The organism is Streptomyces sp. NPDC101234, from assembly GCF_044767525.1.
Classification (GTDB): Bacteria; Actinomycetota; Actinomycetes; order Streptomycetales; family Streptomycetaceae; genus Streptomyces; species Streptomyces sasae.
This window is the reverse complement of record NZ_JBIWOA010000007.1, coordinates 301,866-323,829: the sequence shown is the minus strand read 5'-3', so window position 1 is coordinate 323,829 and position 21,964 is coordinate 301,866. Positions and strand designations below refer to the sequence as shown.

18 protein-coding genes are annotated in these 21,964 nt (G+C 71.5%); 8 read left to right on the top strand and 10 right to left on the bottom strand.

Annotated features, from left to right (window positions below):
* Positions 1–51: 51 nt before the first annotated feature.
* Both ACIRR9_RS15930 and ACIRR9_RS15925 read right to left on the bottom strand, forming a co-directional pair.
* A complete protein-coding gene (locus tag ACIRR9_RS15930; RefSeq protein ID WP_403751582.1) occupies positions 52–2,832 on the bottom strand; it encodes an HAD-IC family P-type ATPase in 2,781 nt (926 codons plus the stop codon).
* The gene (locus ACIRR9_RS15925) at positions 2,822–3,184 is read right to left on the bottom strand and encodes an ArsR/SmtB family transcription factor (protein WP_384569728.1); all 363 of its coding nucleotides are present in this window, start codon (positions 3,182–3,184) and stop codon (positions 2,822–2,824) included. Before ACIRR9_RS15925 ends, ACIRR9_RS15930 begins: the two co-directional genes overlap by 11 nt.
* Before the next feature lie 150 nt (positions 3,185–3,334).
* Between ACIRR9_RS15925 and ACIRR9_RS15920 the strand changes: the two genes are divergently transcribed.
* Positions 3,335–3,790 (top strand): TerB family tellurite resistance protein, encoded by a 456-nt coding sequence (locus ACIRR9_RS15920; protein ID WP_365351944.1) that lies wholly within the window; start codon positions 3,335–3,337, stop codon positions 3,788–3,790.
* A 298-nt stretch (positions 3,791–4,088) separates the two neighbouring features.
* Here ACIRR9_RS15920 and ACIRR9_RS15915 read toward each other — a convergent pair whose 3' ends face one another.
* Together ACIRR9_RS15915 and ACIRR9_RS15910 are read right to left on the bottom strand one after the other, a co-directional pair.
* Positions 4,089–5,573 carry an aromatic amino acid lyase gene (locus tag ACIRR9_RS15915; protein WP_403751579.1) on the bottom strand — a complete coding sequence of 495 codons (1,485 nt, stop codon included), beginning with the start codon at positions 5,571–5,573 and terminating at the stop codon, positions 4,089–4,091.
* A gap of 24 nt (positions 5,574–5,597) precedes the next feature.
* Positions 5,598–6,563 (bottom strand): ABC transporter substrate-binding protein, encoded by a 966-nt coding sequence (locus ACIRR9_RS15910; protein ID WP_403751577.1) that lies wholly within the window; start codon positions 6,561–6,563, stop codon positions 5,598–5,600.
* A gap of 319 nt (positions 6,564–6,882) precedes the next feature.
* Here ACIRR9_RS15910 and ACIRR9_RS15905 point away from each other — a divergent pair, with 319 nt between their 5' ends.
* The 4 genes from ACIRR9_RS15905 to ACIRR9_RS15890 are packed head-to-tail and all read left to right on the top strand — an operon-like array spanning position 6,883 to position 10,912.
* On the top strand, positions 6,883–9,405 hold the full coding sequence (locus tag ACIRR9_RS15905) for an ATP-binding protein (RefSeq protein WP_403751575.1): 2,523 nt from the start codon (positions 6,883–6,885) through the stop codon (positions 9,403–9,405).
* Positions 9,402–9,878: a roadblock/LC7 domain-containing protein gene (locus tag ACIRR9_RS15900; protein WP_365351939.1), complete on the top strand. Its 477-nt coding sequence runs from the start codon at positions 9,402–9,404 to the stop codon at positions 9,876–9,878. Before ACIRR9_RS15905 ends, ACIRR9_RS15900 begins: the two co-directional genes overlap by 4 nt.
* Before the next feature lie 34 nt (positions 9,879–9,912).
* The gene (locus ACIRR9_RS15895) at positions 9,913–10,329 is read left to right on the top strand and encodes a DUF742 domain-containing protein (RefSeq protein ID WP_403751573.1); all 417 of its coding nucleotides are present in this window, start codon (positions 9,913–9,915) and stop codon (positions 10,327–10,329) included.
* Positions 10,316–10,912 carry an ATP/GTP-binding protein gene (locus ACIRR9_RS15890; RefSeq protein ID WP_123973141.1) on the top strand — a complete coding sequence of 199 codons (597 nt, stop codon included), beginning with the start codon at positions 10,316–10,318 and terminating at the stop codon, positions 10,910–10,912. Before ACIRR9_RS15895 ends, ACIRR9_RS15890 begins: the two co-directional genes overlap by 14 nt.
* A gap of 93 nt (positions 10,913–11,005) precedes the next feature.
* Here ACIRR9_RS15890 and ACIRR9_RS15885 read toward each other — a convergent pair whose 3' ends face one another.
* The 4 genes from ACIRR9_RS15885 to ACIRR9_RS15870 all read right to left on the bottom strand — a co-directional run bounded on the left by ACIRR9_RS15885 (position 11,006) and on the right by ACIRR9_RS15870 (position 16,246).
* Positions 11,006–11,671 (bottom strand): ABC transporter permease, encoded by a 666-nt coding sequence (locus tag ACIRR9_RS15885; RefSeq protein ID WP_403751571.1) that lies wholly within the window; start codon positions 11,669–11,671, stop codon positions 11,006–11,008.
* Entirely contained in the window at positions 11,668–12,318 is a 651-nt protein-coding gene (locus ACIRR9_RS15880; protein ID WP_365351934.1) for an ABC transporter permease subunit, read from the bottom strand. Before ACIRR9_RS15880 ends, ACIRR9_RS15885 begins: the two co-directional genes overlap by 4 nt.
* Entirely contained in the window at positions 12,315–13,445 is a 1,131-nt protein-coding gene (locus ACIRR9_RS15875) for an ABC transporter ATP-binding protein (protein ID WP_403751569.1), read from the bottom strand. Before ACIRR9_RS15875 ends, ACIRR9_RS15880 begins: the two co-directional genes overlap by 4 nt.
* 152 nt (positions 13,446–13,597) lie before the next feature.
* The gene (locus ACIRR9_RS15870) at positions 13,598–16,246 is read right to left on the bottom strand and encodes an ATP/GTP-binding protein (RefSeq protein ID WP_403751567.1); all 2,649 of its coding nucleotides are present in this window, start codon (positions 16,244–16,246) and stop codon (positions 13,598–13,600) included.
* 402 nt (positions 16,247–16,648) lie between these two features.
* Here ACIRR9_RS15870 and ACIRR9_RS15865 point away from each other — a divergent pair, with 402 nt between their 5' ends.
* Positions 16,649–16,924 (top strand): hypothetical protein, encoded by a 276-nt coding sequence (locus ACIRR9_RS15865; protein WP_403751565.1) that lies wholly within the window; start codon positions 16,649–16,651, stop codon positions 16,922–16,924.
* Here the strand turns inward: ACIRR9_RS15865 and ACIRR9_RS15860 are convergent.
* Positions 16,917–17,675 carry a zeta toxin family protein gene (locus ACIRR9_RS15860; RefSeq protein WP_403751563.1) on the bottom strand — a complete coding sequence of 253 codons (759 nt, stop codon included), beginning with the start codon at positions 17,673–17,675 and terminating at the stop codon, positions 16,917–16,919. The genes ACIRR9_RS15865 and ACIRR9_RS15860 overlap by 8 nt on opposite strands.
* A gap of 477 nt (positions 17,676–18,152) precedes the next feature.
* Here ACIRR9_RS15860 and ACIRR9_RS15855 point away from each other — a divergent pair, with 477 nt between their 5' ends.
* Positions 18,153–18,998, top strand: a complete 846-nt coding sequence (locus ACIRR9_RS15855; protein ID WP_403751561.1) for a dolichyl-phosphate beta-glucosyltransferase — start codon at positions 18,153–18,155, stop codon at positions 18,996–18,998.
* Positions 18,995–21,178 (top strand): ArnT family glycosyltransferase, encoded by a 2,184-nt coding sequence (locus ACIRR9_RS15850; RefSeq protein ID WP_403751559.1) that lies wholly within the window; start codon positions 18,995–18,997, stop codon positions 21,176–21,178. The genes ACIRR9_RS15855 and ACIRR9_RS15850 overlap by 4 nt, the downstream gene beginning before the upstream one ends.
* Positions 21,179–21,241: 63 nt before the next feature.
* Here ACIRR9_RS15850 and ACIRR9_RS15845 read toward each other — a convergent pair whose 3' ends face one another.
* Positions 21,242–21,964, bottom strand: coding sequence for an FAD:protein FMN transferase (locus ACIRR9_RS15845; protein WP_403751557.1), 723 nt, complete (start codon positions 21,962–21,964; stop codon positions 21,242–21,244).

Below are 21,964 nucleotides of genomic sequence, written 5' to 3'. Positions count from 1 at the left end.
CGACTGTACAACCCGGGTGGGAAACGGTTCCCGAACACTGGGCTACGACTGTCAGCGCCGACGGCGGCCGTGTCGTGCCCGCAGCGCCCGCAGCGCCAGTGCGTACAGCCCCAGGACGGCGGCGAGCAGCAGATGGTAGGCGGGCGGCAGCCCGGTCATGCCCAGGGCCGCGCCCAGCGGGCTGGGCGGGAGCAGCAGGCCGACGGCGGCGAGTGCGGTGGCGGCCCGGCCGATGGGGCCGGGGCGGGTGCCGCCGCGCAGCAGGAACATCACCAGGGACTGGGTGAGCAGGTTCTCGGTGAACCAGGCCGAGTGGAAGACGGCCTCGTCGTTCAGGGCGTCCGGGCCGCGCAGCGCCAGGGCGAGGACGCCGAAGGTCGCGAGGTCGGCGATCGCGTTGAGCACACCGAAGCCGGTGATGAACCGCAGGAAGGCGCGTGGTCGCAGCGCGGTCGGGCGGCGCAGTGCCGCCGGGCCGGGGTGGTCGTGGGCGAAGGCGAGTTGGGCGGCGTCGAAGCAGAGGTTCTGGGCGAGCACCTGGGCCGGCAGCATCGGCAGAAAGGGCAGGAGCAGGCCGGCGGAGAGCATCGCGAGGATGTTGCCGAGGTTGGAGGAGAGCGTGACGCGGAGATAGGTGGCGATGTTGGCGCTGCTGCGCCGGCCGGCCGTGACGGCGTGCCCGATCGCGCCGAGGTCCTTCTCGGCGAGCACGACGTCGGCGGTCTCACGGGCGAGGTCCACGGCGGTGCGGGGCGCGATGCCCACGTCGGCCGCGCGCAACGCGGGAATGTCGTTGACCCCGTCGCCGAGGAACCCGACGGTGTGCCCGGCGGCACGCAGCCCGGCGACGATCCGGGCCTTGTCCTCGGGAGTGCACCGGGCGACGACGGTGGGCACATGGACCGGGCCGACGCCCTCCGGCACGGCGCCTTCCGGCCCGGCACCCTCCGGCCCGGCGCCCTCCGGCCCCGACACGCTCCCGGCCCGCCCGGCACTGGCCCGCCCGGCACTGGCCCACTCGGCACTGGCCCACTCGGCACTGGCCCACTCGGCGTCTGCCCGCACGGCACCGCCCCGCCCGGCACTGGCCCACCCGGCGTCGGCCCGCCCGGCACCGTCACCGTCACCGGCACCGGCACCGGCCGCAGCGTCTTCCACCCCTCGCCGCAGCACATCCGCCGCAGTCCCCACCTCCACAGCCCTCAACCCCAGGTCGCGGCAGGCCCGCGCGGCGGTGGCCGGGTGGTCGCCGGTCAGGATCCGGACGGTGATGCCGAGGTCTGTCAGGCCGCGCAGCGCCTCGGCGGCGCCGGGAGCGAGGGCGTCGCGGAAGGTGAGCAGACCTCGGAAGGTGAGGCCGTGCTCGTCGGCGGCGGTGTAGGGGCGGGTGCGGGCGGGGCGTTCGGCGGTGGCGACGGCGAGGACGCGCAGGCCGGCGTCGGCCTCGCGGGCGGCGAGGGCGAGCAGGCGCTCGCGTTCGGCGGGGTCCAGGTCGCAGCGGTCGAGTACGTCCTCGGCGGCGCCCTTGGTGACCAGGGCATGGGTGCCGAGGGCCGCGCCGGTGACGACGGCCGTCGCGGTGCGCCGCTCGGGGTCGAAGGGAACGGCGCCGATGCCGTCGTGCTCCTCCCCCACCGGCCCGGCCGCCGTGAGCAGGGCCTCGTCAAGGGCGTCGGGAGCGGGCAGTTCGGCGAGCTGGAGGGTCCACCAGGCGCCGACGGCGGCCCAGCGCAGAACCTCCGGATCGTCCTCGCCGTCGGGGCCGAGCGCACGTTCGACGACGGGGCGGTCCTGGGTGAGGGTGCCGGTCTTGTCGAGGCAGAGCACATCGGCCGCGCCCAGGTCGTGCAGCGCGGGCAGTCGTCGTACGACGACCCGGTGGGCGCGGGCGAGCAGGGCGGCGCCCCGTGCCAGGCAGGTGGTGACGATCACCGGGAGCATCTCGGGGGTGAGCCCGACGGCGACGGCGACCGCGAACGGCAGGGTCTCCAGGCCCCGGCCGCGCAGGGCGGCGTTGGACATCAGGACCATCGGCGGGGTGAGCAGCATGAACCGGATGAGCACCCAGGAGATGCCGTGGACGGACCGGTCGAAGGCACTCGCCTCCCGCCGCCCGCCCGACTCGCCCGGTACGGCGGCGAACCGGGTCCGCTCCCCCGTCGCCACCACGACCGCCGTGGCACTGCCAGAGGCCACCCCGCTGCCCTGGAAGCAGAGGTACGGCTCGTCGAAGGGGCCGCGGTCCGCGGGTTCGGGGACTTCGGAAACCTCGGGAACGTCGACGGCGGCCTTGGCCACGGGCGCCGACTCACCGGTGAGCACGGCCTGGTGCACGGTCAGCCCACGGGCGCGCAGGAGTCGTACGTCTGCCGGGACCAGGTCGCCGGGGCCCAGCCGTACGACATCGCCCGGGACGAGCTCGGCGACCGGGACCTCACGGGCCTGCGGCTCCGCGTCCTCCTGGCCGCGGCGCAGCACGGTGGCGGTGCCGGCGACCAGTTCGCGGAGAGCGGCCAGTGAGCGGTCGGCGCGGTGTTCACCGGCGGCTCGCAACCCGCAGCTGACCGCGACCAGGGCGAGGATCACGACGGCCGTGCCCCAGGAGGCGACGAGGGCGGAGACCAGGCCCAGGGTGAGGAGGACGGCGGTGAAGGGGTCGCGCAGGGCGCGGGCACAGCGACGCGGCCAGGAGGCGGTGTGCGGGCGGGGCAGGGTGTTCTCGCCGGCGTCGGCGAGCCGGGCCGCGGCCTCGGACTCGGTCAGCCCGCGCGGTCCCGTGTCCAGCCGGCGCAGCACCTGCAGCGAGGTGGCGGCCCCGTGCTCAGAGGCCACGGAGCCGGCGGGGGGCCGGAACCTCGGCGCCGGTGGTACGGGCGGTGAGGCGGTCGACGAGGAGTCGTACGACGTCGACGACGTCCGGGTCGTCCACCAGGTACACCTGGCGGCGGCCCTCCCGGCGGGAGCGGACGAGGCCGGCGAGTTTGAGCTTGGTGAGGTGCTGGCTGACGGCGGGCAGCGCGCCGCCGACCCGCTCGGCGAGGCCGGTGACATCGCTCTCGCCCTGCGCCAGGGCCCAGACGATGTGCAGCCGGGCGGGCGAGGCGAGCAGTCCGAAGGAGGCGGCCGCTTCCGTGAGCACGTCCACGGAGGGGTCCTCGTAGCCGCTGCCGGGCCCTGTCGCCACCGTCGTACTCCTCCTGTCCCCACGTCCGGGGGAACCGTCCCGATCGAAGGCACCAGTCTAGGGCGCGGGAACTTATCGGCCGCCGCATCAGTTTCTACGTTGTTGTAGAAGTTGTTTTCTGGCAAGCACAGATGAGACCGAGGAGTTCGCATGGCCCTGTGGGACCGCATCAAGGATTCCGCGACGCAGATGCAGACCCAGCTCGTGGCGAAGAAGAACGACCTGAAGAGCGGTGCGTTCCGCGACGCGAGCATGGCGATGTGCGCGCTCGTGGCGGCCGCCGACGGCACCATCGACCCGGCGGAGCGGCAGCGGGTCGCCCAGCTCATCGCCACCAACGAGGTGTTGCAGAACTTCCCGGCGGACGACCTGCGCCGCCGTTTCGAGGAGAACCTGAACAAGCTGACCACCGACTTCGCCTTCGGCAAGGTGAGCGTGCTCCAGGAGATCGCCAAGGCGAAGAAGAAGCCGGCCGAGGCGCGTGCCGTCATCCAGATCGGCATCGTGATCGGCGGCGCGGACGGCGACTTCGACAAGACGGAGCAGGCCGTGGTGCGCGAGGCGTGCTACACGCTGGACCTGCCGCCGCACGAGTTCGACCTCTGACCGGCACCGCCGGGACGAGGACGTCTCGCATCCGTCGGCCGTCCAGGTAGGTACTGCCCAGGACGGCCACGCCCAGTGTCGCCCCCAGTTGCTGTACGGCGTTCAGCGCTCCCGCCGCCGAGCCGGCCTCCTGGGGGCGCAACGGCTTCAGGGCCGGGCCGTACGGCATCATGCGGCGCCGGGCACCGCGCCGGCCCGACAGCCAGGACGACACCGCGAGCCCGAGGGGGCTGGTCGCGCCCACGCGGCGGAGCCGCGTATCGGCAGAGCCCCACGCCCCTGGAAGAGGGCCGGCTGCTCAGATGTCGGCCAGGAGTGGCAGCAACTCCAGCGCCGTCGTCACGTCCCCCGTCAGGGCCCGGTCCTCCATATCGGAAGGCAACGCTCCCGCCGCCGCCTCGAAAGCCGGGATCCTGGGTTGCACCGGTGCCAGTCTCAACGCCCTTACCGCCACCACCAGTTCGCACGCCAGGACCACGCCGTACGCGTCGGTCGCCCGTTCCGTCTGGCTTGCCGCCTGGCCCGCGAAGCTTGCCGCTTCCTCCAGGCCGTGGGAGAGGACGGTGTGGCCGGCCGATGCCGGGGTTGCGCTCGAACGGATCTCGGCCAGGGCCGAGTTGGCCGTGTACTCCAGGATCATCGTGCCCGAGCTGCTCGCCGGGCCCGCGGTCAGGAAGGGCGGGAGGCCGGTGAGGTCGGCGCGGCTCAGGGCCTGGAGGCGGGCCGCGGAGAGCTGGGCGGTCTGGAGGACGGCGAGGTCGAGGCCGTCCAGGGCCAGGGCGAGCGGTGCCGCGAAGAAGCCGCCGTGGTGGTAGACGTTGCCGTCGGGGGCCAGCACGGGGTTCTCCGTGGGGCAGTTGATCTCCGTCTCGATGATGTGGCGCAGGGCGTCGGCCGCTTCGAGGGCTGCCCCGTGGACCTGCGGGAAGGCGCGGAAGCCGTAGGGGTCCTGGATGCGGCGGCCGGTGGTGAGGGGTTGGTCGGGGATCGCGAGCAGGCGTCGTATCTCCGCCGCCACCCGGGCCGGGCCGGGGTACGGGCGCAGGGCGTGCACCTCGGCCGCGTAGGCCTCGGGAGAACCGGAGACTGCGGCCAGGGAGAGCGCGGCCACCGCGTGCGTCGCCCTCAGGAGGACGTCCAGGTCGTGGCAGGCCAGTGCGGCCCGGCCCAGCGCCAGGGCGTTGCTGCTCAGCAACGCCAGCGAGTCGCCGGGGCGGAGGGCGACGGGGGTGGGCAGTTCGGCGTCGGGGGACGCCGTGAGCCAGGGGCGTTCGCCGATCAGGGTCAGCCCGGTCTGGGCCAGGGCCGTCAGGTCGCCGGTGCCCACACCGCCGTACGCGTTGACCGCGGGGTGCACGCCGAGGCGAAGGGCTTCGGCGAGCGCCGTGACGAAGGACGGGTGGATGCCGGAGCCGGCGGCGAGGAGCTGGTTGGCCCGGACCGCCATCAGCGCGCGGGCCTGGCGGGGCGGGAGCCGGGGGCCGGCACCGCCGGCGTGGCTGCGCAGCAGGCGCAGGGTGTGGCCGGCCGCGTCGGACGAGTCGACGGTGACGGAGCGGTGGGCGCCGACGCCCGTGCCGCGGCCGTACCAATGCCCCTGTGCGGCGATGTCGTTGGCGGTCTCGTGAGCGCGACGGACCCGGTCGAGCGCCTCGGGCGGTACGACCGGGTCGGCAACGGCGTCGGCCAGCCGGACGAGTCCGGTCAGGCCGAGGCCGTTGCCGTCGAGCACGACCGAGGAGTGCGGGGGCACCTGTCTCGGTACGTCGGTGATGCTGTCCAAGGGAGAAGGGGAGTCGGACGCCGGTCAGCTGCTGAGGCCGACCTTCTTCAGCCAGGCCTGGGCGACGTCCAGCGGGTCCTTGCGGTCCGACTGCACCTGGGTGTCCAGGTCCAGCAGGGCCGCCGTGTCCAGCTTGGCGGAGACCGCGTTGAGGGCGTCGGTGGCCGTCTGGTTCAGGGCGCTCTTGTAGACCAGGGGCTGAACGTTCTCGAAGCCGAAGAGGTTCTCCGGGTCCTGGAGGACGACGAACTTCTCCTTGGTGATGGTCGGGTCCGTACTGAAGATGTCGGCGGCCTGGACCGCGTTCTTCGTCAGGGCGGCCTCGGTGAGCGGGCCGCCCGCGTCCAGCGCCTTGAAGGACTTGAACTCCAGGCCGTACACGGACTTGAGGCCGAGCAGGCCCTGCTGGCGGGTCTGGAACTCCGGCGAGGCTCCGATGACCAGGTCCTTGGCGATGGTCTTGAGGTCGGCTATGGAGGACTTCTCGGTGAGCTTGTACTTCGCCGCGGTCGCCGCGTTGACCGTCACCGTGTCCTTGTCCTGCGCCGAGGCCGGGTCGAGCAGCGTCAGCTTGGAGTCGAGCTTGGCCTCGACGGCCTTGGTGGTCTCCTCGACGCTCTTCGGGGTGGCCTTGGGGTCGAGGTAGGCGAGCAGGGCGCCGTTGTACTCGGGCAGGACCGAGATCGTGCCGTTCTTGAGCAGACCGTAGGTGGTCTCGCGGCTGCCGATGTTCGGCTTGTAAGTGACCTTGACGCCCTTGGCCTTGAGCGCCTCGCCGTAGATGTCGGCGATCAGGGTGCTCTCGGCGAAGTTGTTGGAGCCGACGACGACGGTGTCGCCGCTCGCCTTGCCGCCCGACAGCGGATCGGACTTGCTGTTGTCGGAAGAGGAGGAACAGCCCGCCAGCAGGGCCGTCGTCGCGGCGAGCGCGACGGCCGTCACGCCTCGGTATGTCCGGATTGACCTGCTGGGAAGGGTGTTGGAAGTCACGGTTGCCGTTCCGGGAGCTGAGGGAAGGGTGGGGGTGTTGCGAACCACTCCCGACGATCCAATCCAGCCCGTTCTTGGTGAGTCAAGTGTCTCCGGGTCACCGATTGGCTTCGATCCGTGGCCAGTTGTGGACTCAGCGGGGTCTTTTTGTAACGGATTCTTGATAAACGGCGAGCGGAATCGCGCTTCAAGAACGCTGTAGTCTCACCGCAGTTGATATCGGTCACAGCGGTGCACGGGGCCCGCTACTCGGTGTCGTTCCGCAACAGCTCGGGGTGAAGACGCCCCCCAGACCAGACACCCTCATGAAGGAGGCCCGGTGTCCACGAACCAGGTGGACGCGCCCGTCCGGTCCGCCCCCGCACGGGGCGGGATACGGGGATTCGCCGACCGTTGGCCTTTCCGGCGCAAGCTCAACCTGCTGGTCGGTGTGCCGCTCGCCGGCATCGCCGTACTGCTGGCCTATGTCTTCACCGACCTGGTGCAGCAGTCCACCAGCGCGGACTCCGCGGCGCAGGTGGTCCGGGACAGCACGCAGGTGGCGCGGCTCGTGGACAGGGTCGAGCAGGAGCACCAGCAGGCGATCCTGCTGTCCGTGCGGTACGAGTCCGGGTACTCCAAGCCCTCGCAACAGGCCTACCGCGCGGCCCAGGAAGCGGTGAACTCCCAGGTCCAGACCGTCCGTGAGGCCTTCGGCGACCGGCTGCCGGACACCGAGGCGGCCGCTCTGCGGCAGATCGAGGGCCTGTCCAGCCTGCGGGAGTCCGTCGAGCAGTCCTATCTGCCGGCCGACAACATCGACCCGGCGTACTCCAACGCGGCCAACGACCTGATCGACGGCCTCGGTCTGGACCGCAACACCGACCTCGCCTCCACCTTCATCGGCAGCATGCTGGACTCGCTGCTGCGCGCGGACGCCGCCCACGGCGCGTTCGAGACCAACGTGCTCGCGGCCAGCACCGGGGACACCAACGCGCTGATCGAGTTCACCAACGCGGTCGGCGCCTACGACCTCTACCAGCACCAGGCCGACCGCTTCGCCCGGTTCGCGACCGAAGCACAGGCGCAGCAGCTGGGCGGGATCGACCACACCATGGCGCAGGCCGCCATCGAGACCTCCTACGCCGAGTTGCAGGTCGACCCGAGCAAGCTGGAGGCGGGCAGCAAGGACGAGATCCGGCAAGCGGTCAAGGACGCACTGGCCGACTACCCCGACTACCCCGACCAGGCCGCCGCCCGGCTGAAGATCACCACCTCGCTCATCGGCCAGATCTCCGACCAGGCCAACGCCGCTGCCGACTCCGCGCGGTGGCGCGCGATCTGGCTGCTGAACGGCTCGCTGCTCGGCTTCGTCCTGTGGATCGCCTTCTCGGTGCTGGTGCGCCGCTCCGTGATCCGCCCGGTGCAGGCCCTGACCGGGGTCGCGCACGAGGTCGTCGAGGTGGCGGGCCGCGAACTCGCCCGCGTCGCCGACGACGACACCGAGGACGACAGCCCGCCCCGGCTGCGGGAGATGCCGGTCACCGCCCGCGACGAGATCGGCGACCTCGCCGAGGCGTTCAACCAGGTGCAGACCACGGCCGCGGCGCTCCTCGAACGCCAGGTGCTCAGCCGCCGCAACACCGCCGAGATGTTCGGCAACGTCGGCCGCCGCGTCAGCAACCTGACCACCCGTCAGCTCGCCTTCATCGACGCGGTGGAGCGGGCCGAGACCGACCCGGCGCTCCTGGAACGCCTCTACTCCATCGACCACATCGCCGTCCGCCTGCGCCGCAACGCCGACAGCCTGATGCTGCTGGCCGGCATCCGCGAGACCGTGCTGGCCGCCGGCCCGACGCCGGTGTCCAACGTGGTCCGGGCCGCGCTCGGCCAGATCGAGGGCTATCAGCGGGTACGGCTGTACGCCGGCACCGACGCCGTGATCGAGCCGGACATCATCGGCGACCTCACCCTGATGGTGGCCGAACTCCTGGAGAACGCGGTGTCGTTCTCGCCGGCGGGCAGCCCCGTCGAGGTGACCGTGCGGTCCAGCGACGCGGGTGCGCACATCGTTGTCACCGACCACGGTCTGGGCATGAGCGCGGAGCGGCTGGCCGAGGAGAACGCCCGGCTGATCCGCCGTGAGCGCCTCGACCTGGTGCCGACCAAGGTGCTCGGTCTGTTCGTGGTGGGTGCGCTGGCCCGGCGCTGGGAGATCGGCGTCGAGCTGACCCGGACCCCGGGCGGCGGTGTGACCGTCGAAGTGACGCTGCCCTCCCGGCTGTTGCTGACGATGAGCGCGGTGGCCGACACCGCCGGCACCCCGCTCGCCGTGGAGCCGACGGCCCCGGCGGCAGCGGCAGCACCGACGGCAGGGGCGGCGCCGGCGCCCGCCGAGCAGGCCGTGCGGACCGGGCCGACCTGGGCCACCTCGGTGCAGCCCGCCGACGAGCCGGACGGTCCGCTCCCCCGCAGGCTGCCGCGCCGTGATCCGGCCGTCGAGGCCGAGGACCCGGCCGAGGCGGCGGCCCCGCTGATCCCGGCCGCCCGCTCCGGCGAACCCCCGGCCGGTTCCCCGGCCGGTCCCCTGGACTCCGACTCCGCCGACGGGACCCGCCCGCTGCGGCGCCGGGTACGCGGCGCGACCCTTCGTACCACCGTCGGCGCCGCCCAGGCCCTTTCCCAGGCGCCGCGCGCCCGCGACGCCGAGGCCGAGCGGGACGCGCTGGACGAGTTCGAGGCGGCGGTGGCGCGCGCCAAGCGCGACAGCGACACCGGAAGCCACGAGCGGCCCCGGCCGCGCATCGACCCCCTGCACCCCCCGCAGGACCAGAACCACCTTCCGGAAGGAGCCGAGCAGTGAGCACGTCGACAGGTGACACCCCGACGGGCGGCATCACGCCGACCGACCTGCAGGCGGCCGCAGCCGACTTCACCTGGCTGCTGAACCGCTTCGCGACCGAGACCGCCGGTGTGGTCGACGCGATCGCCGTGTCCTCCGACGGTCTGTTGATCGCCGTGTCGGAACTGCGTGAGCGCGCCCACTCCGAACGGCTGGCCGCGATCGTCTCCGGCATCACCAGCCTGGCTGCCGGCGCCTCCGGCAACTACGGTCTGGGCGGCCTCAACAAGGTCATCATCGACCTGGAGGGCGGCCATGTGATCGTCTCCGCGATCGGCAACGGCGCCGTACTCGGCGTGGTCGCCGACAACGAGGCCAAGCTCGGCAACATCGCCTACGAGATGACGCTGTTCGCCAACCGCGCCGGCACGGCTCTCAGCCCGCAGCTCGTGCTGGAACTGAAGAACAGCGTCGGCGTCCCACAGACGCGCTGACCGGCGGCGCCGGTCGAGAGAGGAAGACACAGCCATGGCGGACGGCTTCCCGCCCCCGGGCCCGGACCCGGTCGGCCCCGCCCCCGCCGTACGGCCGTTCCTGGTCACCGCCGGCCGGGTGGCGGACAGCGCCTCCGGACCGGCGATGCCCGTCGAGACCCAGGTGGTGGCCACCACCGCCGGGCTCGCCGTGCTGGACCGGCTCTCCTTCGAGCAGCACGACATCGTCGCCGCGTGCCGGATTCCGCAGTCGCTCGCGGAACTGGCCGCCCGGCTTCGGCTGCACCTGAACGTGGTCCGGGTACTGGCCGAAGACCTGCGCGAGGCGGGGCAGTTGTCCGTGCACGTGCCCGACTTCGAGGCCACCCACGACTCGTCCGTCCTGCGCAGGGTTATCGATGGCCTGCGGGCCATCCCCGACTCCCGAGGGGTACTCCGTGACACCGACTGACTCGCTGACCCGGGGCACCGGGCGTACGGCTGTACGGCCGCCGCTGCCGGTGAAGATGGTCATCGCGGGCGGTTTCGGCGTGGGCAAGACCACCGCCGTCGGCTCGATCTCGGAGATCGAACCGCTGACCACCGAGGCCTCGATCACCGAGGTCGCGGCGGGGGTGGACGACCTCTCGCTCACCCCGCGCAAGACGACCACGACCGTGGCGATGGACTTCGGCTGCATCACCATCGACCCGACGCTGAAGCTGTACCTGTTCGGCACGCCCGGGCAGGAACGGTTCGGCTTCATGTGGGACGACATCGTCGAAGGGGCGCTCGGCGGTCTGGTGATCGTTGACACGCGTCGCCTGGACGACTGCTACGCCGCGGTCGACTACTTCGAGCACAAGGGGATTCCGTTCGCCGTCGCGATCAATGCGTTCGACGGGAAGGTCGAGCACACACTGGACGAGGTCCGGTGGGCGCTGGACGTTGCCGAGGGGACGCCGCTGGTCGTCTTCGACGCGCGTGAACGGGGTTCTGTGCGGGATGCGCTGCTTGTCGTGCTGGAACTGGCGCTGGCGCGTAATGGAGGGTAGTTCGGGGGGTGGGGAACGGTCCGCCGCGTGAGGCTGGTCGCGCCCACGCGGCGGAGCCGCACATTGATACAGCCCCGCGCCCCTGACGGGGCGCTATCCCCGGCGTACTCCGGGGGAGACCGTCAGTCTCTGTACCGCCCAGAAGATCCCCAGGGTGGCCAGGGCCATGGCCGCCACCAGCGTGGCGCCGCCCACCACCTTCTCGTAGTTCTTCTGGTAGAGGCCGTCGATGATGTAGCGGCCCAGGCCGCCCAGGCTGACGTATGCCGCGATCGTCGCCGTCGACACGATCTGGATGGCCGCCGAGCGCAGACCGCTGAGGATCAGCGGGAGCGCGACCGGGAGTTCCACCTGGAAGAGGACGCGTGACTCCGGCATGCCCATGCCCCGCGCCGCGTCCACCGGGGACGGGTCGACCGAACGCATCGCCTCGTAGGTCGTCACCAGGATCGGCGGTACGGCGAGGATCACCAGCGGGATCATCACCGGCAGCATGCCGAAGCCGAGCCAGATGAACATCAGGACCAGCAGGCCGAAGCTGGGCAGGGCCCGGCCGGCCGTGGCGATCAGGGCGAGGATGTTGCCGCCGCGGCCGTAGTGGCCGGTGATCAGGCCGATGGGCAGGCCGATGGCCGCCGCGTAGGCGAGGGCTTTCAGGGAGTACTGGATGTGCTCCCACACCCGGGTGGGGATGCCGTCGTAGCCGTGCCAGTGGGAACTGTCGCTGAAGAAGGCGTGGATGAAGTTGAGGACGTTCACCGGGTGCTCTCCTTCGGCATCCAGGGCGTCAGCACACGGCGTACGAGAACGAGAAGGGCGTCGGCCAGGATCGCCAACACGGCTGTGGTCACGACCGAGTTCACGGCCAGCTCTGGGCGGTGGTAGATGTTCGCGTCGTTGAGCAGGTTGCCGAGGGCGCCCTGGTTGCCGATCAGCATGCCGACGCTGACCAGCGAGATGCTGGAGACGGTGGCCACGCGCAGACCCGCGATGATGGCGGGGACGGCGATCGGCAACTGGACCTGGAAGTAACGGCGTACGGGGCCGAGGCCCATCGCGGTCGCGGCGGCGAGGGTCTCCGCCGGGACCGAGCGGACGCCGTCCACGATGGCCGGGACCAGGACCACCAGGCTGTAGACCGCGAGCGGGATCATCACCGTCGTCTCGGTCTGGCCCGTGTAGTCGATGAGGACCACGAAGAAGGCCAGGGACGGGATGGCGTAGAGGATCGTGGTCACGCCGAGGACCGGCGGGTAGAGCCAGCGGAAGCGCACGCAGAGCTGGGCGATGGGGAGCGAGACCAGAAGGCCGGCCAGTACGGGGACGAGGGCCTCGCGGAGGTGGAGGCCGATCAGTCCGAAGTAGGTGTTCTGGAGGTCGCTCGGGATGTCGAAGAAGCCGCTCATCCCCCGACCCTCGCGTCGTCGCAGCCCTCGGCGTGGGCGGTGCGGATCGCGGCACCGATGACCTGCTGCGATACGACACCGATCGCGCGGCCCTCGCCGTCCACGGCCACCGCCCAGCCGGTCGGCGAGAGCACCGAGCCGTCGAGGGCGGCACGCAGCGAGTCACTGCCGGGCACGAAGGGGCGCCCGTACGAGAGCAGTTGCGCCGGATCGATCGAACCGGCGGTCAGGGCACGCGGATCGCCCCAGCCGAGGGGCCTGCCGTCCAGATCCGTCACGAGGAGATAGGGAGCGTCGGCGGAGGTGCGGGCGCCGAGCTTGGCGGCGTCGGCGTCGACCGGGACGATCGGGGCCCGCTGCAACTCCAGTGCGCTGGAGGGGAAGAAGGAGAGCCGCCGGATGCCGCGGTCGGCGCCGAGGAAGTCCTCGACGAAGGCGTCGGCGGGGTCGGTGAGCAGTTCGGCGGGCGGGGCGTACTGGGCGAGGTGACCGCCGGTGCGCATCACGGCGACCATCGTGCCGAGCTTGATCGCCTCGTCGATGTCATGGGTGACGAAGACGATCGTCTTGCCCAACTCACCTTGAATGCGCAGGAGTTCGTCCTGGAGGCCCTTGCGGACCACGGGGTCGACGGCGGAGAACGGCTCGTCCATCAGAAGCACCGGCGGGTCGGCGGCGAGCGCCCGGGCCACGCCGACGCGCTGCTGCTGGCCGCCGGAGAGCTGGTAGGGGTAGCGCTTGGCGAGGGACGAGTCGAGCCCCACGCGCTCCATCAGCTCGGCCGCGCGGGAGCGCGCCTTCTGCTTGCTCCAGCCGATCAGCCTGGGCACGGTGGCGATGTTGTCGATGATCGTGCGGTGCTGGAAGAGACCGGCGTTCTGGATGACGTAACCCATGGACCGGCGCAGGGTGTTGACCGGCTGGGCGTGGATGTCGGCGCCGTCGAGGAGGATGCGGCCCTCGGTGGGCTCGACCATCCGGTTGATCATCCGAAGGGTGGTCGTCTTGCCGCAGCCGGAGGGGCCGACGAAGACGGTGATCGAGCGATCCGGTATCTCCAGGGAGAGCCGGTCGACGGCGACCGTACCGTCCGGGTACCGCTTGGTGACTGAATCTATCCGTATCAAAACGCCGAATACCCTTCGGGTTTGGCAGAAAGTGCCCAGTTTTCGACCACGGTCGCCGTGGTACAGGCCGTTGCGGGAGAGTCTAGACCGGAAGTGTTTCAGCACTTTGGCGGCTGACTGATCCTCTTCAGTTTGTGATCTACCGGCCGCCGTCAGCCGCGTCGGACCGTGGCCAGGGTGCGCCAGCGGGCCCGGGTGACGTCCTCTCCGTCCACCCACCGCGCCCTGCCATGGGAAGGGGCGGGCGGTTCGAGGCCCGCCATGAAGCACACCAGGTCCGGGTAGTAGACGTAGTCCGGACCGGGGCTGAGGTCCCGCAGGCGTGCGACGGCCGCCTGGGCCTGCACCCGCTCGTCCAGGACCGCATGGTGGAACCCGAGGGCGAGTTCGAGGGTGAGTCGGGCGGCGGTGATGCCCGCGACCCCGGCCTCGGCGCGCAGCATGTCGGCGCGGTCGGCCACCTCGGCGCCCGGGGTGCCGGCGTCCCGGACGAGGGCGGCGATGCGTGCGGTGAGCCGGGTGGCACGCAGATCGAGGCCGGCCAGCAACTGCTGGGCCAGGTCCAGCTCGTCCGCGGCGGCCGCCGGGTCGGCGAAGGCCAGCACGAAGGCCCGCTGGGTCTGGGCGGTGGCGCGTTCGCCGGCCACCGCGTGCCGCTCGGCCTCGTCCCGCGCCGCCGCGTATGCCGCGGCGGCCCGCGCCATGTCGCCCTGCACCCACCAGACGTCGCCGAGCACCCGGTGGTGCCGCCCGGCCCAGCCCAGGGTGGCGGCGGCGCTCAGCGCGGTCGGGAAGTCCCCGGCCAGCCGGGCCAGATGGGCGAGGCCCCGCCGGGCGGCCGGGGCGAGCCGGCCGCCGCCCTCGGCGACGGCCCGCATACCGCTGCGCGAGTCCTGCGAACGGCCCAGGTCCCGCTCGGCCTTGGCCCGGTAGTACACGGCCATGTCCCGTAACTCCGGGGGCAGCAGACCCGAGTCGACGACCGCCGTGAGCCTGGCCACGGTGCGCTCCCGGTGCTCGTGCTGACGGCGGGCGAGCGTGCTGAGGGTCTCCACCAGGGCGTCGGCCGCCGTACGCAGCGGGGCCGGCGGGCCCCCGGCCAAAGCGGGCGGGGCGAGCGGTTCCCACACGGAGTCCCCGACGTAGCTCCAGGCCGCGTCGGCCAGCCAGCCGAGCCCGAGGCCGAAGTCGCGGGCGAGGCGCAGTCCCTGGCGCAGACAGTTGACGAGCCGGTCGCGGTCTCCCGCGGGAGCCGCCGCCCAGCGCTCCCCGACGGACTCGAAGGCCCGCTCGGCGGCCCGTTGCCAGTCCCGCGCCGACCAGCGGTCGTCCGCCTGGTCGTCCGCCGTTCGGATGGTGGAACGGATGACCCCGTGCAGATGGTACGGCCAGACGGCGTGCGGATCCGTGTGGACGAACGGCCGCTCGACCAGGCGCAGGGCGGCCGCCTCGTAGGTCATCCCGGCGGCGCTGGCGGCCAGGGCGATGTCGAAGTTGTCGAGGAGCGAGACCGAGCGCAGCACATGCCGTTCGTCCGGTGTGAGGTCGCTGAGGGTGCGGCTGATGAGGGCCGGGAAGGCGACGTCGAAGTCGGCGGGGCGGGGTTCGCGCCCGGTACGGCGGATGGCGAGGAACCGCTGGACGGCCAGGTCGAGATGGAGCGGCAGTCCGTGCGACCGGGCGGCCATCACCGCCCGGATCTCCGGTGCGAGGACCGGGCGGCCGTCGCGGGTCAGGCGCCGGGCCAGGTAACCGTCGCAGTCCTCGGGTGAGAAGTCCCCGATCAGGACCTGCCGGGTGGGCCCGTGACCGGATCCGCTGGGCTCGGCCAGGCCCGGCCAGGCGGCGGGGCCGGTCCAGTCGAGCTGGCCGTGCAGTGCCTCCTCGGCCCACTGCAGACGGCTGCGTCCGGTGATGACGAAGAAGGCGTTGGGCATCAGCCAGACGACCCGCTGCAGCAGCCGTTCCAGATCGCGGTGGACGCGGTCGCCGACGTCCTCGAACGTGTCGAGCAGGATCACCGGCAGCACCGCACGGCCGGGTGGCAGCCGGGCGATCTCCCAGGCCAGCAGGTGCGCGTAATAGGAGAGGGCGTCCAGGTCCGGCTCGGCCTCCAGCAGGTCGGCGAGCCGGGCGCAGCCCGCGAGGGCGCGTACGGTGGCCCGATGGTCGCGCAGGGCGCGGATCAGGATGCCGGAGACCTGCCCCACCACCGCGCCGACCGTGCCCGGCAGCAGCAGGGCCTGGGCGACGTCGTTGAGCGCGGACTGCATCTGCTCCGGGACCGCCTTGCCGAACCGCCGGCCGAGGCCGCCGCGGCGCAGGAACTCCTCCAGCGGCTCACCCGGGTGGACCTGCTCCCAGTAGCGGCGCAGCGCCAGGTCGAAGGCGGGCAGCGGGCGGCCCAACTCGGCGAGGGCGAGACGGATGGTGAGGATCACCCGTTCGAAGTCCGTGCCCGCCGAACGGGCGAGGTCGATACGGACGGGGAGGACCCGGGCGTTCACCCGGACGGGCTCGCCCCACTGGGCGGGCCGGTGCTCGGCGTGGGCGAGGGCCGCCTCGACCGTCCGGGACAGCGTGGACTTCCCGATGCCTCCGATGCCGTGGAAGACGAGGACGTTGTCGCGGGGTGCCTCCAGGTCCTCCACGTCGAAGCCGGGTGCCGCGAGGGCGCGCGCGTGCGCGGCAAGGGCGGCGGTGACGGCCGCCCACTGCTCCTGGCGGTTGGTGAAGTGTTCCTCGACCTGGATTCCCCGATCGTTCGAACCGAACAGCGCACGAAGATCCCGTCCGCCCACGACACCCCCCGGATATACCAGAAGGTTAGGTAAAGGCGCGCAGGGTGACCATTGCGGAATCAGCCATTCCACGAGAATCCCGCGTGTTCCAGAAGGTCTACGAGTGTCCCTCGCGATCCATGCCCCCTAAGCTGGGCAACCACGGAACGGGGGCGCAGCACAGGCCTCTCCATGCCCCGGCTCCCCCACCTTCGGACAGGGAGAGAAACGGTGTGGTCGACCACCAGGCATGCGGCCCGGCAGTTCGGCGGGAGTGGCGCCGAGCGAAGTCCCACGCAGTTCCGTCATCTGTGGAACGCCGCATTAGGAACGCTGCGGAAACGCCGGACCGCGGAGGCCGGGAAAGCGGAGGTCCACAGAACGGCCCTGCCGTCCGATACGGAAGTCCGGCAGCGCACGGCCGTGAACGACACGTACAACCCCGACGCCCTCGGGCACGCGGCGGCCCTGGAATGCGTACGACTGGTCATCGCCTGGTACAACAGGGCGATCCATCTCGAAAGATATGCCCTGCCGCCCGACCCCATGCGGCTGGACGAGCTGTTGACGGAACGCCAGAAGTGCCTGGCCGAACGGAAATACCTCGACGAGGCCACCCCCGAGCAGGCCGACCGCATGGCGCAGAACTACAGCACTCTGTTCCGGGAGCTGACCCGCCGGAATCCGGAGCTCAGTTGACCGATGTGATCAGCGGTGCGGCCAGTCCGGCGATCTCGCGCCACTCCTCGGTGTACTGGGGCAGCTGCCGGTGCAGCAGTCCCTGGTTCGCGACGAAACGCGCCGCCTCCTCGGTGCTGTAAGGCCGCCGCCACTCGCCCTCCATGGCCGCGACGGCCCCGCCCGCCGGCCGCCCCGCGTCGCCGCGCTCGCTGCGGTGGAGCACCGTACCGTCGCGCCGTACCACCCGGAGTGCGTGCACCGACGACTCCCGCTCGACCGCCGCCACGACCTCGGGGAGCGCCTCGAAGCACGCGTCGTGCCCGGCGGTCTCGGTGAACCGGGCATGCGTCGGATTCTTGCGGAGCACCCGCGCATAGCGCAGCCCGATGCCCTGCCGGCTGTCCGCCTCGCGCACGGCGAGCACCACGAGTTCCACCCGGTAGTGCGCGGCACGGAAAGCGGCGACCTCGCCGAGGAAACACCGGATGGGGAACCTCGGGCTGATCTCGATCACAAGATGGCCCGCCATCTCGCGTATCCCGGCGACCACCCGCGCCTGCCACTCCTGATAGACGGACCGGACCAGGGTGCCTGCGGTGCGCGGATTGTCCTTCAGGGCCGGCAGATAACGGGGATCGTTGATCTTGAAGTCGTCGCCCGAGATCCGCGTCGCCTTCTCCAGGCCGTCCGAGACCAGGTGGCGGTTCTCGGATTTCCCGGCCCCGGGCTGCCCCATGACATAGACCACGACCGGAGCCGCCTGCGACACGACGTGTTCGTAACAGGGCCAGATGAGTTGGGTGAAAATCCACTCTCTGTCGTCCTGCGACAGATCGTCGAGAGTCAAGGGCGTCCCGATCTGTGACTCATGGGCGGAGCGGCGAGGCGCACCATCAGGCTATCCGTCTTTCACCTGATCCCCAGCAGCCTCAGGAACATCTTGCGATGCACACAGCCAGGACCGCAATGGTTGTCGTGAGTCATTCGCATACGGAACATCGACGCGCACTGACCGAGCGAGTGAACAAGAATCACCATTTCCGCTCGGAAAGCGAATTGAGTGTGTCTCAGATCGCTTCCACCAGCGCGCGGCCGCCCGCTCCGGCCCGGCTCGGGCTCGGTTCCGGGCCGGTACCTGGGACTCCGTCCGGTGCCCACTGTGCGGAACCTGTGAGTTCCCTGATTCTCATTCTTCGCTCAGTGAAGCCTCACGACCGCCCCAGACAGGGGTCCGATCGTCATGGTCATGAACGAAACGAACGCGGGAGGCGTCCGGCGCCGGTCGGTCGAGATCGTGGTGCCGGTCTACAACGAGGCACACGTCCTCGCCGACAGCATCGGCCGTCTCCACGCATACCTCGAAGAGTCCTTCCCGTTCCCGTTCCGCATCACGATCGCGGACAACGCGAGCACGGACGCCACCTGGACGGTGGCGACGAACCTGACCCTGCACCTGCCGCACGTGCACGCACAGCGGCTGGAGCAGAAGGGCCGGGGCCGCGCCCTGAAGCACGTGTGGAGCCGGTCCACGGCGGATGTCGTCGCCTACATGGACGTCGATCTGTCCACCGGGCTCGAAGGCTTCCTGCCCCTGGTCGCGCCACTCCTGTCCGGGCACAGCGACCTCGCCATCGGCAGCCGGCTGCACCGGCAGTCGGCCGTCGAACGCGGCCCGAAGCGGGAGTTCATCTCGCGCTCCTACAACCTGCTGCTCAAGGCAGGCCTCGGGGCCCGCTTCTCGGACGCGCAGTGCGGCTTCAAGGCCGTACGCACCGAGGTCTTCCGCGCCCTCGCCCCGCACATCGAGGACACCGCCTGGTTCTTCGACACCGAACTGCTCGTGCTCGCCCAGCGCAACGGGCTGCGCGTCCACGAGGTCCCGGTCGACTGGGTCGACGACCCCGACAGCCGGGTCGACATCGTCCGCACCGCCGTCGACGACCTCAAGGGCATGGGCCGCATGTTGCGGGCCACCGTCACCGGCCGTACCCGCATCCACGCCGTACCCCGCCGCACCACCGTCCCCCAGAACGTCACGGCCCTGCCCACCGCGGCAGCCACCGCCTTCGAGCCCATGGAGTACGCGTCATGACGACCCTCGCCCCGCCGCCCGCCCCGGCCCAGGAAGGCCGGCACCGGGCCGGCATCCCGCCGGTCTCCCGCGCCAGAAGGCTGTTCATGGGCGCCCCCGAGGACCCGCGCTGGGCGCGCCCGGCCCTGTGGGCGATCCTGCTCCTGGCCACCGCCCTGTACGCCTGGAACCTCTCCTCCCTCACCGGCAACACCTTCTACGACGCGGCGGTCTACTCCGGCACCAAGAGCTGGAAGGCGTTCTTCTTCGGCGCCCTGGACTCCGGCAGCTTCATCACCGTCGACAAGCCCCCCTTCGCCCTGTGGGTGATGGGCCTGTCCGCCCGCGCCTTCGGCTACGGCACCTGGCAGTTGATGCTGCCGATGGTGGCCGTCGGCACCGGCTCGGTCGCCCTGCTGTACCGGCTCGTCAAGCGGGACTTCGGGGTCGTCGCGGGCACGGTCGCCGCGCTGGTGCTGACACTCACGCCCATCACCGTCGCCATCGACCGGGACACCAACCCCGACCCGATCCTGGTCTTCCTGATGCTGCTCGGCGCGGCCGCGCTGCTGAAGGCCGTACGCACGGGCAGGTTGCTGCCGCTGGTCTGGTCGGCGGTCGCGATCGGGTTCGCGTTCAACACCAAGATGATGCAGGCGTACGTCGTGCTGCCCGCGTTCTTCCTGGTCTACCTGTGGGCCACGGACCTGTCGCTGGGCAGGCGCATCCGCAACCTCGCCGTCGGCACGGCCGCCCTCGTCGTGAGCAGCGCCTGGTGGATGGTGGTCGTCGACCTGATCCCGGCCTCCTCGCGGCCCTACATCGGCGGCTCCACCGACAACACGGTGTGGGACCTGGTCATCGGCTACAACGGCTTCGGCCGGATCTTCGGGGCGAGTTCCTCGGTGGGCTCGGCCGGCAACGGCGCCAGCTTCGGCGGCAGCGCGGGCCTGTACCGGATGTTCAACGAGATCATGGGCGGCCAGATCTCCTGGCTGATCCCGTTCGCCGCGATCGCCCTCGCCGGCGGACTGGTGCTGCGCGGCCGGGCACCGCGCACCGACGCCAGGCGGGCCGCGCTGATGCTGTGGGGCGGCTGGTTCGTCCTGCACTTCCTGACCTTCTCCCTCGCCGAGGGCACCTTCCACCCGTACTACGTCACCGCCATGGCGCCGGGGATCGCCGCCCTGGCCGGCGCGGGCGGTGTCATGCTGTACAAGGCCTTCCGGGAAGGCTCGGCGGCCAAGTGGGGCTGGGTGCTCCCGGCGGCCGTCGCGGCCAGCACGGTCTGGGCGGTCGTCCTGCTCCAGCGGGTCTCCGGTTCCGGCACGGTGTACACGGTCGCCGAGGTGGTCGCCGGTGTGGGCGGTGCGCTCGCGGTGACCGGGCTGCTGGTCGGGCGGTTCATGAAGCGGCAGAAGCTGATCGGCTTCGCGGCGCTGGCTGCGATCGTCGCCCTGCTGGCCGGCCCGGCCGCCTACTCCGTCTCGGCGGCCACGACCGCGAGCACCAACGGCACCAACCCGACGGCCGGGCCCAGCACCGGCGGCATGGGCGGTATGGGCGGCGGCGGTGGCCAGCGCCCGAGCGGCAGCGCGCCGAGCGGGACCAAGAGCGGCAGCGGAAGCACCCCGAGCGGCGGCTTCCCCGGCGGCTCCAGCTCCAGCAGCTCCGGTTCCAGCTCCAGCTCCAGCGGTCAGTCGATGGGCCAGCCCCCGACCGGCACCGGCTCCTCCTCGTCCGGCAAGTCCACAAGTGAGGCCGGTCAGATGGGCGGAGGCGGCGGCATGGGCGGCGGCTCCCAGGTCACCTCCGAGATGATCACGTACCTCAAGAAGCACCAGGACGGCGCCACCTGGCTGGTGGCCGTGGCCACCGACCAGACGGCCTCCTCGATCATCCTGGAGTCCGGCCAGCCCGTGATCTCCATGGGCGGCTGGTCCGGCAGCGACAACGCGATGACCCTCGCCAAGCTCAAGAGCCTGGTGAAGGCGGGCAAGCTGCACTACATCATGGTCAGCAGCGACGGCGGCCAGGGCACCGACTCGGAGATCGCCGCCTGGGTCAAGAAGCACGGCACGGTGGTCAAGTCCTCGGCGTACAGCAGCGGTTCGAGCTCGTCGACCTCGACCTCGACGTCATCGACCTCGACCTCGACCAGCAGCGGCCTGTACCGCCTGGACGCCTCCGACGTCAGCTGATCCCCGTCCCCAACGAGAAGGCGGGCCGCCAGGAGCGGCCCGCCTTCTCATGTGTTCCCGAGGTCACGCGGCGACCGGCAACCCCGCCGTCCGCAGTACGGCCCGCTCCGCGTCCACCACGAACACCTCGCAGCCCGGGCGGGCCGCCGCCCATGCGGCGCCCTCCGTGCCCATCGCGAAGGCGGCCGTCGCCGCGGAGTCGGCCTCCGTCAGGGTCGGGGCGACGACGGTGACGCTGAGCAGGCCGGTCGCCGGGCGGCCGGTGCGGCCGTCGACGATGTGGTCGCCCCGCTCGTAGCGCCCGGAGGTCGCGACCGCCCCGTCCGTGATCTCCAGCACCAGGCACAGCTGATCGGCCTGTTCCGGGTGGCGTACCCCCACCCGCCAGGGTCCGCCGGCCGCGACCACGTCTCCCCCGGCGTTCAGGCAGAACCTCCGTGCCCCCGCCGCCGACAGCAGGTCCGCCGCCCGCTGCACCGACCAGCCCTTGACCACCGCGCACGGGTCGAGACCCCGGCCCGGCAGCCGTACGTCGAACGCGCCACCGGTCGCCAGCCGGTACTCCTCGCACAGCGCGAGCACCTCGGCGAGGTCCGGACTCAGCTCGGACTCGGAGAGTTCACCCCGGTCCAGCCGGGAGACCTCGCTGTCCGGCCGGAAGGGGCTGAACCGCTCGTCCACCTCGCGCAGCCATGCGAAGGCGGCGTCCGCGGCCTCCTCGAAGTCCCCCTCGTCGTCGATGCGGAGCGAGACCGGGAAGCCCATGACGTGTTCGACTCGGTGCAT

Excerpts from the sequence above, each read along its gene's own strand:
- ACIRR9_RS15920 (WP_365351944.1), top strand. The coding sequence starts at position 3,335 with ATGGCCCTGTGGGACCGCATCAAGGATTCCGCGACGCAGATGCAGACC.
- ACIRR9_RS15895 (WP_403751573.1), top strand. The coding sequence starts at position 9,913 with ATGGCGGACGGCTTCCCGCCCCCGGGCCCGGACCCGGTCGGCCCCGCC.
- ACIRR9_RS15880 (WP_365351934.1), bottom strand. The coding sequence starts at position 12,318 with ATGAGCGGCTTCTTCGACATCCCGAGCGACCTCCAGAACACCTACTTC.
- ACIRR9_RS15855 (WP_403751561.1), top strand. The coding sequence starts at position 18,153 with ATGAACGAAACGAACGCGGGAGGCGTCCGGCGCCGGTCGGTCGAGATC.
- ACIRR9_RS15850 (WP_403751559.1), top strand. The coding sequence starts at position 18,995 with ATGACGACCCTCGCCCCGCCGCCCGCCCCGGCCCAGGAAGGCCGGCAC.
- ACIRR9_RS15845 (WP_403751557.1), bottom strand. The coding sequence starts at position 21,964 with ATGCACCGAGTCGAACACGTCATGGGCTTCCCGGTCTCGCTCCGCATC.